At 65.6% G+C, this 15361-nt stretch carries 14 protein-coding genes; 4 read left to right on the forward strand and 10 right to left on the reverse strand.

Annotation, left to right across the window (positions count from 1 at the left end; all coding sequences use genetic code 11):
* Positions 1-73 precede the first annotated feature (73 nt).
* From tpiA to uvrC, 7 genes are all read right to left on the reverse strand, one after another.
* Positions 74-859: a triose-phosphate isomerase gene (tpiA, locus tag JWN03_RS27300; RefSeq protein WP_297621023.1), complete on the reverse strand. Its 786-nt coding sequence runs from the start codon at positions 857-859 to the stop codon at positions 74-76.
* A gap of 3 nt (positions 860-862) precedes the next feature.
* Positions 863-2110, reverse strand: coding sequence for a phosphoglycerate kinase (locus tag JWN03_RS27305; RefSeq protein ID WP_297621026.1), 1248 nt, complete (start codon positions 2108-2110; stop codon positions 863-865).
* A 5-nt stretch (positions 2111-2115) separates the two neighbouring features.
* A complete protein-coding gene (gene gap, locus JWN03_RS27310) occupies positions 2116-3132 on the reverse strand; it encodes a type I glyceraldehyde-3-phosphate dehydrogenase (RefSeq protein ID WP_297621029.1) in 1017 nt (338 codons plus the stop codon).
* A gap of 173 nt (positions 3133-3305) precedes the next feature.
* Positions 3306-4289 carry a DNA-binding protein WhiA gene (gene whiA, locus JWN03_RS27315; RefSeq protein WP_067564519.1) on the reverse strand — a complete coding sequence of 328 codons (984 nt, stop codon included), beginning with the start codon at positions 4287-4289 and terminating at the stop codon, positions 3306-3308.
* The gene (locus JWN03_RS27320; RefSeq protein ID WP_297621034.1) at positions 4280-5350 is read right to left on the reverse strand and encodes a gluconeogenesis factor YvcK family protein; all 1071 of its coding nucleotides are present in this window, start codon (positions 5348-5350) and stop codon (positions 4280-4282) included. Before JWN03_RS27320 ends, whiA begins: the two co-directional genes overlap by 10 nt.
* Entirely contained in the window at positions 5347-6273 is a 927-nt protein-coding gene (rapZ, locus tag JWN03_RS27325; protein ID WP_297621036.1) for an RNase adapter RapZ, read from the reverse strand. Before rapZ ends, JWN03_RS27320 begins: the two co-directional genes overlap by 4 nt.
* Positions 6274-6443: 170 nt before the next feature.
* Complete coding sequence (gene uvrC / locus JWN03_RS27330; RefSeq protein ID WP_297621038.1) at positions 6444-8450, reverse strand: excinuclease ABC subunit UvrC; 2007 nt, start codon at positions 8448-8450, stop codon at positions 6444-6446.
* 186 nt (positions 8451-8636) lie between these two features.
* Between uvrC and JWN03_RS27335 the strand changes: the two genes are divergently transcribed.
* Positions 8637-8849 (forward strand): hypothetical protein, encoded by a 213-nt coding sequence (locus tag JWN03_RS27335; RefSeq protein WP_297621040.1) that lies wholly within the window; start codon positions 8637-8639, stop codon positions 8847-8849.
* 110 nt (positions 8850-8959) lie between these two features.
* Complete coding sequence (locus JWN03_RS27340) at positions 8960-9295, forward strand: hypothetical protein (RefSeq protein WP_297621042.1); 336 nt, start codon at positions 8960-8962, stop codon at positions 9293-9295.
* A gap of 13 nt (positions 9296-9308) precedes the next feature.
* Here the strand turns inward: JWN03_RS27340 and JWN03_RS27345 are convergent, their stop codons facing one another.
* Positions 9309-10544, reverse strand: a complete 1236-nt coding sequence (locus JWN03_RS27345; RefSeq protein WP_297621052.1) for a winged helix-turn-helix domain-containing protein — start codon at positions 10542-10544, stop codon at positions 9309-9311.
* 101 nt (positions 10545-10645) lie between these two features.
* Between JWN03_RS27345 and JWN03_RS27350 the strand changes: the two genes are divergently transcribed.
* Positions 10646-12310, forward strand: coding sequence for an FAD-binding dehydrogenase (locus JWN03_RS27350; protein ID WP_297621044.1), 1665 nt, complete (start codon positions 10646-10648; stop codon positions 12308-12310).
* A gap of 156 nt (positions 12311-12466) precedes the next feature.
* Here the strand turns inward: JWN03_RS27350 and JWN03_RS27355 are convergent, their stop codons facing one another.
* On the reverse strand, positions 12467-12976 hold the full coding sequence (locus JWN03_RS27355; RefSeq protein ID WP_297621046.1) for a hypothetical protein: 510 nt from the start codon (positions 12974-12976) through the stop codon (positions 12467-12469).
* 240 nt (positions 12977-13216) lie between these two features.
* Positions 13217-14689, reverse strand: a complete 1473-nt coding sequence (locus JWN03_RS27360; protein WP_297621048.1) for an amino acid permease — start codon at positions 14687-14689, stop codon at positions 13217-13219.
* Between the two features lie 173 nt (positions 14690-14862).
* Between JWN03_RS27360 and JWN03_RS27365 the strand changes: the two genes are divergently transcribed.
* Positions 14863-15361 (forward strand): gamma-glutamyltransferase (locus tag JWN03_RS27365; protein WP_441343064.1); only part of this gene is annotated, 499 nt, incomplete at its 3' end.

Below are 15361 nucleotides of genomic sequence, written 5' to 3' on the forward strand. Positions count from 1 at the left end.
CGGTGTCGCGCGGGACGATGCGAAAAGGCCGGACATCCACTCGGATGTCCGGCCTTTTCGGGGGTGAAAACTGTTACGGCAGGGGGCCGCCGGCGGCGATTGCTGAGAGGGTGGCGAATTCGTCGCCCTTCAGGGAGGCGCCGCCGACGAGGGCGCCGTCGATGTCGGTTTGGCCGACTAGTTCGCCGACGTTCTTGGCGTTGACGGAGCCGCCGTAGAGGACTCGGACGCCTGCTGCCACTTCGGGATTCGCCAGGTCGGCGAGTTCCTTGCGGATGGCGCCGCAGACTTCCTGGGCGTTGGCGGGGGTGGCTACCTTGCCGGTGCCGATGGCCCAGACGGGCTCGTAGGCGATGACGACCTTGGAGATTTCCTCGGCGGTCAGGCCCTTGAGGGAGCCGCGGAGCTGTTCGAGGTTGTAGGCGACGTGGGTCTTGGACTCACGGACGCCGAGACCCTCACCGATGCAGACGATCGGCGTGATGCCGAACTTCAGCGCCTGCTTGGCCTTCTCCAGAACCGTTGCGTCGCTTTCCAAGTGGTACTGGCGACGCTCTGAATGGCCGACCACCACGTAGCTGCAACCCAGCTTGGCCAGCATGGAGCCGCTGATCTCGCCGGTGTAGGCGCCCTCGTCGTGCGTCGAAACATCCTGCGCGCCATAGGTGAGCAGCAGGCGGTCACCCTCGATGAGGGTCTGCACGCTGCGCAGGTCGGTGAACGGCGGAATCACCGTGACATCGACCTTCGCGAAGTACTTCTCGGGCAGGGCGAACGCGATCTTCTGCACCAGGGAGATGGCCTCGAGGTGATTGAGGTTCATCTTCCAGTTGCCGGCGATCAAAGGCTTACGTGCCATGGCTCAGTCCTCCAAGACGGCGATGCCCGGGAGTTCTTTGCCCTCCAGGTATTCCAGCGACGCGCCGCCGCCGGTGGAGATGTGCGAGAAGCCGTCGTCCGGCAGGCCCAGGGACCGCACGGCCGCCGCCGAATCGCCGCCGCCGACCACCGTGAACGCGCCCTTGCCGGTGGCGATGACGATCGCCTCGGCAACACCGCGGGTACCGGCGGCGAACTGCTCGAATTCGAACACGCCCATGGGACCGTTCCAGAACACCGTCTTGGCCTCGGTCAGCAGCGCCCCGAAGCGAGCCGTCGATTCGGGACCGATGTCCAGGCCCATCCAGCCGTCCGGAATCTCGTTGGCGGGCACCACCTTCGACTCGGCATCCGCGGCGAACTTGTCCGCCACCACGATGTCGCGCGGCAGGTGGATCACGTCGGCGTACTTGTCGAGCAGATCCTTGCAGGTGTCGATCATCTCGGCCTGCAGCAGCGAGCCGCCGACCGGAAGACCCTGCGCCGCAAGGAAGGTGAAGCACATGCCGCCACCGATGACCAGCGTGTCCACCTTCGGCGCGAGCGCCTCGATGACCGCCAGTTTGTCGGAGACCTTGGAACCGCCGAGCACCACCGCGTACGGGCGCTCGGACTGCTCGGTGAGCTTCTCGAGCACCTCGGTCTCGGCCGCGACGAGCCCACCCGCGTAGTGCGGCAGCAACTTCGCCACGTCGTAGACCGACGCCTGCTTGCGGTGCACCACACCGAAACCGTCGGAGACGAACGCGCCGTCATCGCCGACCAGCTCGACCAGCGCGGCGGCCAACTTGGCCCGCTGCGCCTCGTCCTTGCTGGTCTCACGCGGATCGAAACGAATGTTCTCCAGCAGCAGCACATCACCGTCGGTGAGGCCCTCGGAACGCGCGAGCGCGTCCTGACCCACCACGTCACCGGCGAGCTGGACATTGCGGCCCAGTTCCTCGGCCAGACGCGCGGCTACGGGAGCGAGCGAAAGCTTCGGGTCCGGCTCACCCTTCGGGCGACCCAGATGCGCGGTGACAACCACCTTCGCGCCGGCCTCGGCCAGCGCCTTGATGGTCGGCGCCGACGCGATAATGCGGCCCGGGTCGGTGATTACGCCGCCGCTAGCGACCGCTTGCGGGTCGCTCGAAACAGGGAAGTCGAGGGGAACGTTCAGGTCGGAGCGCACAAGCACGCCCCGGCCCTCGACACCCTCGTTCAGGAGATCCTGGAGTGTCTTGATCGTCATCGCGCTTACAGGGACTTACCGACGAGACCGATGAGGTCGGCCAGACGGTTGGAGTAGCCCCACTCGTTGTCGTACCACGAGGCGACCTTGACCTGGTTGTCGATGACAACGGTCAGCGGCGCGTCGTAGATCGAGGAGTGCGGGTCGGTCACGATGTCGGAAGAGACGATCGGATCGGTGTTGTACTTCAGGATGCCCTTCATCGGGCCGTTCGCGGCAGCCTTCATGGCGGCATTGATCTCGTCGACCGACGCGACCCGCGCCAGATCCACGGTGAGGTCGGTGAGCGAGCCCGTCGGAACCGGCACGCGCAGCGCGTAACCGTTCAGCTTGCCGAGCAGCTCCGGGAGCACCAGGCCGATGGCCTTGGCGGCACCGGTGCCGGTGGGCACGATGTTGATCGCGGCGGCACGCGCACGACGCAGGTCGCTGTGCGGGGCGTCCTGCAGGTTCTGATCCTGGGTGTAGGCGTGGATGGTGGTCATCAGACCACGCTCGATGCCGAAGGAGTCGTTGAGCACCTTCGCAATCGGACCCAGGCAGTTCGTGGTGCACGAGGCGTTCGAGATGATGTTCTGCGAGCCGTCGTACTTGTCATCATTGACACCCATCACGATGGTGATGTCCTCGCCCTTGGCGGGCGCGGAGATGATGACCTTCTTGGCGCCGGCCGCAATGTGGCCCTTCGCCTTGGTCGCATCGGTGAAGATGCCGGTGGACTCGACGACCACGTCGACGCCCAGATCGCCCCACGGCAGTGCCGACGGACCCTCACGGAGGGCCAGCGCCTTGATGCGCTGATCGCCGACCACGATGTAGTCACCGTCGACCGAGACGTCCTGCGGCAACCGGCCGAGGATGGAGTCGTACTTCAGCAGGGTCGCCAACGTCTTCGTATCGGTGAGGTCGTTGACCGCGACGATTTCGATGTCAGTGGTGCCGAGCGCCTTCTGCGCTTCGACGGCCCTGAAGAAGTTACGTCCGATACGACCGAAGCCGTTGATACCTACCCGGACAGTCACGTTATCGCTCCTCAGCTATCAAGCGGATCGTTTCCCTTGTTGTCTCACCCTAAACCCGTAACGGAAACGTCACAGACACACCCCTGCCCCATGTGAGGGCGGAGACGGTCGGTTTGCTTCCAGTTACGACCGAGGCACCGCAACCCATGGGGGTTGCGGTGCCTCGGTTCAGGTCACGCTTCTTCGAGCAGCTCCGCGGTGACGGCGGATTCGGTGTCCGGTACGCCCAATTCCTTTGCGCGCCGGTCCGCCATCGAGAGCAAGCGTCGAATACGGCCTGCCACAGCGTCTTTGGTCATCGGCGGATCGGCCAGCTGGCCGAGCTCCTCCAGTGACGCCTGACGGTGCAGGACACGCAACTTGCCGGCGGCGGCCAAATGATCGGGCACATCGTCGGCCAGTATTTCCAGTGCGCGCTCCACGCGGGCTGCGGCGGCTACCGCGGCCCGGGCCGAGCGACGCAGATTGGCGTCATCGAAATTCGCGAGGCGGTTGGCGGTGGCGCGGACCTCGCGGCGCATGCGCCGCTCCTCCCACGTGAGCCGAGTGTCCTGCGCACCCATGCGGGTGAGCAGTGCACCGATGGCCTCACCATCGCGCACGACCACGCGGTCGGTTCCGCGTACTTCGCGTGCTTTGGCCGAGATGCCCATACGCCGGGCCGCGCCGACTAGCGCGAGCGCGGCTTCCGGACCGGGGCAACTCACCTCCAGCGCGGAAGACCGGCCCGGTTCGGTGAGCGAGCCGTGCGCGAGAAACGCTCCGCGCCAAGCGGCTTCGGCATCACCGATGCTGCCGCCGACCACCTGAGCGGGCAAACCCCGCACGGGACGACCGCGCACATCGAGCAAACCGGTCTGGCGCGCCAGCGCCTCGCCTTCCTTGGATACCCGTACGACGTACCGGGAGGTTTTACGGAGCCCGCCCGCACCAAGGACATGCACATCGGAGCCGTAGCCGTACAGCTCGAAGATCTCCCGACGCAGGCGCCGGGCAATGGAACCCATGTCCACTTCGGCTTCTACGATCACTCGACCACCGACGATGTGCAATCCACCGGCGAACCGCAGTAGCGCGGACAGTTCCGCCTTGCGCGAACTCACCTGTGAAATGGTGAGTCGGCTCAGCTCGTCCTTCACTTCCGCTGTCATCGCCACGAGACGCGCTCCTTTCCACCCAACGCGGACCGCACGTGTTGGCCCATATGCCGTCCTTCGACTCGAAGACCTGCTGATTCCGGCCGAGGTTGCCGGATCACCTGATCCAGTGCGGCGGCAAGCTTTCCGGGGTGGTGCCGGTCTGTCCCGGCCTCGGCAACATCAGCGAAGGTTACTCGTGCTCGCAGCTGTTCGGCAGCTCTTGCTACATGTTCGCGTTCCCTACCCTCGGGTACGGATCCTGAATCCACCAAAACATGGTCCACCGTGAAATCCGGTGCGTGCTGGGACAATACATGTAGGTGCCGTTCCGCGGAGAATCCGGCCGTTTCGCCCGGTTCCGCAGCGAGGTTGAGCACCAGCACTTTCCGGGCCCGAGTGTGCAGTAGAGATTCGTGCAAATCGGGCACGAGCACATGCGGAATGACGCTCGTGAACCAGCTGCCGGGACCGAGAACAACAACGTCCGCATGCTCGATTGCCGAGGTAGCCTCCGTGCAGGCGGGCGGATCGGACGGAATCAGGCGCACCCTGCGGACCTTGCCCGGAGTGGTCGCGACCGCGACCTGACCCCGGATGCAACGGCTCACGCGCGGGTCGCCTTCCAGCCCCGCCACATCCGCTTCGATGGTCAAAGCGATGGGCGACATCGGTAGCACTCGACCGGTGATGCGGAGGATCTTGCCGGCCTCGTCGAGCGCGGCCACCGGATCACCCAATTCCTCTGTCAAGCCCGCCAGAATCAGATTGCCGACCGAATGCCCGGCCAGTGCTCCGGAACCGCCGAAGCGATGCTGAAGAGTGCGCGCCCAGATGCCGTCGGACTCCTCGGCCAGGGCCGCCAGCGCCATGCGCAGGTCGCCCGGAGGCAGCATGCCGAGTTCGGAACGCAGTCGCCCGGAGGACCCACCGTCATCGGCGACCGTCACCACCGCCGTGATCTTGCGGGTCAGCCGCCGCACCGCTGTCAGTGTCGCGTACAGACCGTGGCCGCCACCCAGCGCGACAATCGCTGGATTGGATTGCCGGCTCGCCGCCGAATTCGTTTCGCGCGCAGTCATTCTCGCCCCAAATCCCGATGGACCACGCGGATCACGTCCCCCGATCCGGGGTTCGCGCCGGCGCCGAGTAGTTCACCCAGAGCCTCCGCTATCGCCACACTGCGGTGTTTACCGCCCGTGCAGCCCACTGCCACGGTCATGTATCGCTTCCCCTCTTGGCGGTAGCCCTCGGTGGTGAGGTCGATGAGGTGGCGACCGGTACCCAGATAGTCCTGGGCTCCCGGACGCGACAGCACATACTCACTGACCGCGGCATCCTGTCCGGTCTGTTCGCGGAGTTCCGGGACCCAATGCGGATTGGGCAGGAAACGCAAATCCAACACCATATCGGCGTCCAGTGGTACTCCGTACTTAAAACCGAACGATTGGATTGTTAATTGCAAGGCGGTCCTGGCATCCCCGCCATACGCCTCTTCCAGCTTTCGGTGCAGCTGGTGAATCGATAGTGCGGTGGTGTCGATGACGAGATCGGCCGCGGTCTTCACCGAAGCCAGACGGCGGCGTTCCGCGGAAATGCCCGCGGTCAGCGTGCCGTCGGCACTCTCGCTCTGCAGCGGATGACGCCGCCGCGCGAACCCGTATCGACGGATCAGGACATCGTCGGAGGCCTCCAGGAAAAGAATGCGGGTGCGCACGCCCGCGGAGCGCAGTTGTTCGGTTACCGCCGAAAGATTTCCGGTGAAGAAGCGGCTGCGCACATCCATCACCATGGCGAGCTTGCGAATCGGAGGGTCGGCACTGTCACCGAGTTCGACCATGCGGCCGATCAACTCGGGTGGCAGATTGTCGGCAACGTAGTAGCCGAGATCTTCGAGCACCTTGGCAGCGGTACCACGACCCGCCCCGGACAAACCGGTGACGATGACCACCTCGACCTGTTGTGGCTCACCGAGGTTCTTACTACTGGCTTCGACGCGCGTCATGTCCTACCGGGTTCGTGTCTGGGGTTCCCTCGATCATCCTGCACCGATAACCCAAAACATCGCAGGCGCACGCGCGAGGAGAGACACAGCTGTAATTCTCCCGCTCCACCTGCACAGACGGCGTGTCGCGCAACATGCTCTCGGCGTGTCGCGCGGGCGCCGAATGTGACCTACTCGGTGTGCAAGGCGTCCAATACCGCCTTCGCCGTGGCCACACCGATGCCCGGGACCTCGGTGATCTGCTCCACCGTAGCGTCCTTCAGCTTCGCGACAGAGCCGAAGTGCGTGACCAGAGCGGTCTTGCGGGCCGCACCCAGACCGGGGACGGCGTCGAGTGCCGAAGCGGTCATGCGGCGGGAGCGTTTGCTGCGATGGAAGGTGATGGCGAAGCGGTGCGCCTCGTCACGCACGCGCTGCAGCAGATATAGCGATTCGCTGGTGCGGGGCATGATCACCGGATCCGGCTCATTGGGCACCCAGACCTCTTCGAGGCGCTTGGCCAAGCCGATGACCGCGACATCGGTGATGCCGAGCTCGTCGAGCACCTCGGCGGCGGCATTCACCTGCGGTGCGCCGCCGTCGACCACGTAGAGGTTGGGCGGATAGGCAAAGCGGCGTGGTTTGCCCGTCTTCGGGTCTATGCCCGGAAGGCCCGATTCCATTGGGTCCGAACCGGATTCGAGTGCGGCCAGGTCGGCCGCCTCCGCAGCGTCCAGGTCGCGGCGCAGTTTGCCGAAGCGCCGCCGGGTCACCTCGGCGATGCTGGCCACATCGTCGGAGCGGCCGTCGCCGGCGGCTTCCTTGATGGCGTAGTGCCGGTATTCGGACTTGCGCGCCAAACCGTCCTCGAAGACCACCAGGGAGGCCACCACATCGGTGCCCTGCACATGGCTGATATCCACACATTCAATGCGCAGCGGCGCGCTGTCCAGATCGAGTGCATCCTGAATGCCCTGCAGGGCGGCCGAGCGCGCGGTGAGATCGCCTGCGCGCCTTAGCTTGTGCTGTTGCAGCGACTCCTGCGCATTGCGCTGCACGGTCTCGGCGAGGGCCTTCTTGTCGCCACGCTGCGGCACCCGCAGCTGCACGCCGGAGCCGCGGATACCGGCCAGCCACTGCTGCACCTGTTCGGCATCCCGGGGCAGCGCCGGCACCAGCACCTCGCGCGGCACCACCGCACCGGGCTGTTCCTCACCGGCCTGCGCCGCGAGGGTCGACTGCTCGCCGTAGAACTGGGTCAGGAACTGTTCGACCAGAACCGGCAGCTCACCGCCCGATTCGACCTCGTCGATGGCGTCACCGGATTTGTCGACCACCCAGCCGCGCTGACCGCGCACCCGGCCGTCGCGGACGTGGAAGATCTGCACCGCGACTTCCAATTCATCGATCGCGAACTCGACCACATCGGCATCGGTACCGGTGCCCAGCACCACCGCCTGCTTTTCGAGGGCCCGGCGCAGCGCCTGGACGTCGTCGCGCAGCCGGGCTGCGGTCTCGAACTCGAGTTCCTCGGAGGCGGAATGCATCTTCCGCTCCAGCTCCTTGACCAGCCGGTCGGTCTTACCCGAGAGGAAGTCGCAGAAATCCTCGACGATCTGCCGATGCTCGTCGGCATTCACCCGGCCGACGCACGGTGCGGAACATTTGTCGATGTACCCCAGCAGGCACGGACGGCCGATCTGGTTGTGCCGCTTGAAGACTCCCGCGGAGCAGGTGCGCACCGGGAATACCCGCAGCAGCAGATCCAGCGTCTCGCGAATGGCCCAGGCGTGCGCGTACGGCCCGAAGTACCGAACCCCCTTCTTGCGCGGACCCCGGTAGACGAAGACTCGCGGGTACTCCTCATTGAGGCTGACCGCCAGCACCGGATAGGACTTGTCGTCCCGATACCGCACATTGAATCGCGGATCGAACTCCTTGATCCAGTTGTACTCGAGCTGCAGCGCCTCCACCTCGGTGGACACCACGGTCCACTCCACGCTGGCCGCCGTGGTCACCATCTGCCGGGTGCGCGGATGCAGCGATGTGATGTCCGCAAAGTACGAGTTCAGTCTGCTCCGCAGACTTTTCGCCTTACCGACGTAGATGACCCGGCTGTGCACATCGCGAAACTTGTACACACCGGGTTCAACAGGAATCGTCCCCGGCGCGGGCCGGTACGTCGCGGGATCTGCCACGCCCACAGGTTAACCAGCCCCTCCGACAGCCCGGCGGCACCGGCTCCCTCCGGCGCCGCGCACGAGCCGCGCGGCGGGAATCTCCTTGCGACACGGCCGGGATCGGCGGCGCGCCGGGGAGTGCATCCGGGAGGGGCGCGGTGACGAAGGTATCGACAAGATCAGCTGACAGATGGGAGCAGTGACATGATCCGCCTTCGCCTTCGCCGCCGGTGGCTCGCGATCGGAGCCGCAGTGACCTTGGCGGCCGCCGCGCTGGTGGCCGTGTCCATGCCGGCCACCGCGGAATCGCAGGACGCGTCGACCGTCGTGTCCGGGGACTACCTCCGGCACACATCGAACACACTGGTGTGCGCCGGGCCGGTGGCCGCCGCGCCGGAGCAGCTCCTCGTCGCGTAGCCGCCGCAGGTCTGTGCGCGTGTACTCCCACGCCGGAGCGGCGCATGAGGCCACTATGGGGGCCGCACTGTCATCGGACGATCTATCCACGCACAAGGAGAGAGTTGAAGATGAACCGTCCTTACCGCCGATCGCTCGCGGTCGGCTCGGCCCTGGGTCTCGGAGCCGCGGCCCTGGTCACGATTGTCGCCCCGGCCTCGCAGGCCGAGGAGGCGTGCCGCATCGACCGGACGCTGGATACCGCCACCTACACCTGTCCCGCCGACGGGCACTGGTATGCCGCTGTGGTGCAGTGCCTGGGCACGCGGGAGGTCGGCAACGGCCAGCAGGCCCCGACCTACATCGTGGGTGACTCGCCGCGGCCGCTCATGCCCATGACCATCGAGTGCACCGGCGACGGCCGCAAGGGCATTGTGCTCAACGCCTACACCGACGGCCCGTTCTGACGCTGTATCCCGGCTAGACGCGCAGGCGCGGGCTCAGCTCGCGCCTCAACGCGGCCGCCAGCTCGCCGCGCTCCCCCACCTCGAAGGTGTCCAGCCCGAGCCAATCGGCCATTTCCCGTAGTGCCCCAGCAAGTTCCGCCACGACCCGGGCAGTGCCACGGCCGGGTTCGGCGAAGGCGCCGGGCACCCGCAGCACGCCGGAATTACGGTCCGCGCGTAGGTCGACCCGGCCCACCAGTTCACCGTCGAGCAGGAACGGGAAGACGTAATAGCCGTGCACGCGTTTGTGTTCCGGCGTGTAGATCTCGATGCGGTAGTGGAAATCGAAGAGACGCTCGGTGCGGGCGCGGAAGAAGATCAGCGGATCGAAGGGGCAGAGCAGCGCGGACCCGGTGATGCTGCGCGGGGTGCGCGCCTCGGCATGCAGGTAGGCCGGTTTGTCCCAGCCCGCCACGGTGACCTGTGTGAGCTCACCCGCGTCGAGCAGATCCGCGATGGCGGGCTCGGTCTGACGGCGGTTCAACCGGTAGTAGTCACGCAGATCGGTTTCGGTGCCGATCCCGTGCGCGGCCGCGGCCCGGCGGACCAGTTCCCGGACGGCGTCGGCCTCGCCGACCTCGCGCGCGAACACCTCGGGCGGAATGACGCGCTCGGTCAGGTCGTAATGCCGTTGGAAGCCAACACGTTTGGGTGCCGACAGCTCCCCCGCCGCGAAGAGCGCCTCGCACACCACCTTGGTATCGCTGTAGTTCCAGCCCCAATGATCCTTGGACCGTGGACGATCCAGCTCGAGATGCCGCTCCACCTCACCGGCGGTGCTCGCACCGAACTCCTTCAGCACACCCTTCACATCATCGGCCAGCCCCGGATTACGCTGCGCCACTTGGCGCATACCGTTCCAGCGCCCGTGCCGGTACTCCACCATGCGCCAGCGCATGAGCGCCCAATCCTGCACCGGAATCAGCGCCGCCTCGTGCGCCCAGTACTCGACCAGCTTGCGCGGGCGGCGAGCGGTATCGCTCCAGGCCGCCTCGTCCAGCAGCGCGGTGTCATACGCGCCGATCCGGCTGAACACCGGCGCGTAGTGCGCCCGCACCACCGCCGACACCGAATCCAGCTGCAATAGCTTTGTGCTCTCCAGCGCTTTCCACACCGTCCGCCGCGTCGCCGGACCGCTGGGCTTGGCGGCGGCGAACCCCTGGGCAGCCAGGGCAGTGCGACGCGCCGCAGCGACGGTCAGGGTCGGGATCCCACTCGGAGAAGTCGGCACACTCAGACCATGCCATGTCCGACCGACAAGATTATTCGATACAGTCGTGTATCGAGTTTCTACAACCCTAGGGAACAGGCATGATCGAGAACCCGGATGTCATCGTCGTCGGCGCCGGTCTGGCCGGTCTCGTCGCCACGCACGAACTGGTCAAGGCGGGTCGCCGGGTGCTGGTGGTGGATCAGGAGAACCGCGCCAATCTGGGCGGGCAGGCGTTCTGGTCGCTGGGCGGCCTGTTCTTCGTGGACAGTCCCGAGCAGCGGCGATTGGGCGTGAAGGACTCCCTCGAGCTGGCCATGCAGGACTGGCTGGGCTCGGCGGGCTTCGACCGCGAGGACGAGGACCACTGGGGTCGCCAGTGGGCCAAGGCCTATGTCGAATTCGCCGCCGGCGAGAAGCGGCAGTACCTGTACGACCTCGGGCTGCGGGTGACACCGCTGGTCGGCTGGGCCGAGCGCGGCGGTGAGTTCGCCGACGGCCACGGCAATTCCGTACCGCGCTTCCACCTCACCTGGGGCACCGGGCCCGAAGTGGTGCGCGTCTTCCTGGAGCCGGTGCTCGCCGCCGAGAAGCGCGGGCAGGTCGGATTCGCATTCCGGCATCGCGTCGACGAACTCGTGGTCACCGATGACGTCGTGACCGGCGTGCGCGGCAGCATCCTGGAGCCCTCCGATGCCGAACGCGGTGTGGCCTCGTCCCGGAATATCGTGAGCGAGTTCGAGATCGCGGCCCAGGCGGTCATCGTCACCTCCGGTGGCATCGGCCACAATCACGACCTGATTCGCGCCAACTGGCCGGTGGATCGGCTGGGACCCTGCCCGGAGTACATGATTTCGGGTGTACCCGCCCATGTGGACGGTCGCATGCTCGGCATTACCGAGGCCGCGGGCGGGCGCATCGTGAACCGGGATCGCATGTGGCACTACACCGAAGGCATCCACAACTGGAATCCGGTCTGGCCCGATCACGCCATCCGCATCATTCCCGGACCGTCCTCGCTGTGGTTCGACGCCAATGGAAAGCGTATGCCCGCACCGTGTTTCCCTGGTTTCGACACCAATGCCACCATGAAGCAGATCCTGTCCACCGGTTACGACTACTCGTGGTTCATCCTGGATCAGTCGATCATCGAGAAGGAGTTCGCGCTCTCCGGCTCCGAGCAGAACCCCGACATCACCGGTAAGGACCTGAAACTCACGCTCAAGAGCCGGGTCGCCAAGGGTGCGCCGGGCCCGGTGGAGGCGTTCAAGAAGCACGGCGTCGACTTCGTGGTCGCGGACACTCTCGCGGATCTTGTTGCGGGCATGAACAAGATCTCCCGCGGACCGCATCTGGACTTCGCCGATATCGAGCGCCAGGTCGTCGCCCGCGACCGCGATACCGAGCACAAGTTCAGCAAGGACGGCCAACTCATGGCCATCGGCAATGCGCGGCGCTACCTCGGTGACAAGCTGGGCCGCGTCGCGACCCCGCACAAGATCCTGGATCCGGCGCACGGCCCGCTCATCGCGGTCCGGCTCAATATCCTGACCCGAAAGACCCTGGGCGGCTTGCAGACCAACCTCGACTCGCAGGTGATCCGCCCGGACGGCAGCGCCTTCGAGGGCCTGTACGCGGCCGGCGAGGTCGCCGGCTTCGGTGGCGGCGGCGTACACGGCTACAACGCCCTGGAGGGCACGTTCCTGGGCGGCTGCATCTTCTCCGGCCGGGCCGCCGGCCGGGCGCTTGGCCGCACCCTGAAATAACCGGATCAGTTCGGTCGCCGCCGCCCGGATATCGGAACGGGCGGTGGGCGACAACTGATTTCGTGCGGTCCGGGTAACTCCGGGGTACCCCCAAAATCGGTTCGGCACCTGACCGCCACTACGCGTCCGCGACCGGCAACGGCTCTGAGCCGCGCGCTAGAGTTCCGGAGAGGCGGAATTGAACCAGCCGTAGCAGTCCTTGCGGAGCAAGAGCGCCAGCACGGTGCCGGATGCCATGATGCCGATTAGCACACCGAACGGGCTTACCCCCGTGGGCATTTCGGCCGATACCAGCGTGAACACGCCGAAGAATGCCTGCAGGCTGGCCAATCCCAGCGCCGCGACCCACACCCACGGTGCGCGCAGCCCGAAAAGCAGTGCCACACCGCCGGTCAGCCAGGCGGCGAGGAAATGGCCGGCGCTCCCCAGCACACCGTCGACGCCGTCCGGCAGCGCCAGCAGGCCCTGCATGAACGCGAATCCCGTTGTGGCCAGCGCGGCGTACCGCGTTTCCCGCACCTTCACGGGCAAGGCGATCTCGGAGTTATTACGGCGAATATTCCGGACCACACCGATAAATCGATTGAAAATCGTGACAGGAACACCGTTCCCCGCATGGGCCGGAGAGATTTCCCTCTCGTCGACCACAGCCGAATGCGAACTCACAGCACTCCTCATCGAGTAACCCCTGGTTGCGCGCCCCCTGCGAACGCACAGATTCAGACGCTAACCAAATGTTTCAGTGCTGGACAATCGAGTTCGCGAAGTTATGACCATGGCCACAGCGCATAGCAAGCAGCGCAAACAGTGATCTCGAACACATAACGGCCGCACACGATTTCCGTGTGCGGCCGCTGTAAGTGCAGGTGAGTCAGTAAATCTCAGTCTACCGCCGAAAGCTGGAAACTACTTGTCGTCCATCGGAATCGGCGGAATCACCGGGAATTCACCGGTGTAGCCGGCCCGCTCCTCGGCGATGGCCAGCACCCGCGGCGCGGCGAACTTCCACCCGATCATCAAGGCGGGCACGATGAGTACGAGGCTGCCGACGGTCCAGCTGCCGACCGGGTGATCGAAGGCCATGAGCACCAGCACGGCGAACAGGAACACGAGGGTCGCGATGCCCGTGTAGGGAGCGCCCCACATGCGGAACGCCGGACGCTCCGCGGTGCCCTGCTTCCACCACCACCACAGCTTCAGCTGGCAGGCCACGATGGTGGCCCATGACGCCAGAATGCCCAGCGAAGCCACATTCAGCACGATCTCGAAGGCTTCGTCGGGCACAACGTAATTGAGCCCCACACCGCAGAGCGCGATGGCGCTGGTGAGCAGGATGCCGCCGTAGGGCACACCGGCGCTGGACATGCGGGCGGTGAACTTCGGCGCGCTGCCGTTCATCGCCATCGAGCGCAGAATGCGTCCCGTGGAGTAGAGACCCGCGTTGAGGCTGGAGAGCGCGGCGGTCAGCACGACGAAGTTCATAATCGAACCCATGTGTGCCACACCGACTTTGCTGAAGAAGGTGACAAATGGGCTCTCGCCGGATTTGTACGCGGTGTAGGGCAGCAGCAGCGCCAGCAGAATCACCGAACCGCAGTAGAAGACCGCGATACGCACGATCACCGAGTTGATGGCCCGCGGCATGATCTTCGCCGGATTCTCGGTCTCACCGGCGGCGATACCGACCATTTCGACTGCGGCATAAGCGAACACCACACCCGAGGTGACGGTGATGATCGGCAGGATGCCCGTGGGGAACCAGCCGCCGGCCTCGCTCACCATGCGGAAGCCGGTGCTCTGGCCTTCGACCTGGAAGCGACCCGCCAGGAAGACGGTGCCCACCACCAGGAAGGTGGCCAGGGCGAGCACCTTGATCATGGCGGCCCAGAATTCCATCTCGCCGAACCACTTCACCGAGGCCAGGTTGATGCCCAGCACGATGATCAGCGCGCCCAGTGCCAGAATCCACTGTGCGACAGGCTCGAACGGCCCCCAGTAGTGCAGATACGTTGCGACAGCGGTGGTATCGACAATGCCGGTCATGGACCAGTTCAGGAAGTACATCCAGCCTGCGACGAAAGCTGCCTTCTCCCCGAAGAATTCGCGCGCATAGGAGACGAACGAGCCCGAGGACGGGCGGTGCAGCACCAGTTCGCCCAGCGCGCGCAGGATGAAGAAGACGAAAACGCCACAGATCAGATACACCAGGAACAATGTCGGTCCCGCGGTGTTCAGGCGTCCGCCCGCACCGAGGAACAGGCCGGTTCCGATGGCGCCACCGATGGCGATCATCTGCAACTGCCGCGGCTTGAGGGCCTTGTGATAGCCGCTGTCTTCGGCAGTGAGATTTGTTGTGGCCTGTGTCCGGATCTCGGTCATACGCCGGTTAACCCTCCGCAATCGTGTATTGGGCCGTCCGAGAGTACCTTGCCATTAGCTGGGAGCCACAACGCCGCTCCGAGCTGGGAAAACAACTGTTCACTCGACCGAACACTCCCACCACTGGGGTTCCAAACCCCTACCCGCCCGGGCCTCGGCGTTAAAGTCCGTCCATGAGGCGCATGCGAAGGCATTCCTGGAGCGGCGTCGGCGCCGCGCTGCTACTGCTACTCGGCCTGGCCACCTCCTGCTCGTCCGATTCGGACTCGCAGCAGGCGACCTGTGCCACCTCCCCCAACGGCACTCCGCTCAGCGCATCCACGGGTAGCGGCCCCACCAGCACTAATCTGAGCCTGAACCCCGAGATAGCGACCGGCTATCGCACGGGGATGAAACCCGTGCACACCAATACCTTCGCGGTCTCCACCGCGAACCCGGTCTCCACCGAGGCGGCCTGCAAGGTGCTGGAGAACGGCGGAACGGCTGCGGACGCGCTCATCGTGGCGCAGACCGTGCTCGGATTGGTGGAGCCGCAGGCCACCGGGATCGGCGGCGGCGCGTTCATGCTCTACTACGACGCCACGACCAAGCAGATCGACGCCTATGACGGCCGCGAAACCGCGCCGGCCGCCGCCACGCCGGACTATCTGCACTGGATCAGCGCCACCGACC

It is taken from the genome of Nocardia sp. (genome assembly GCF_025465275.1).
Classification (GTDB): domain Bacteria; phylum Actinomycetota; class Actinomycetes; order Mycobacteriales; family Mycobacteriaceae; genus Nocardia.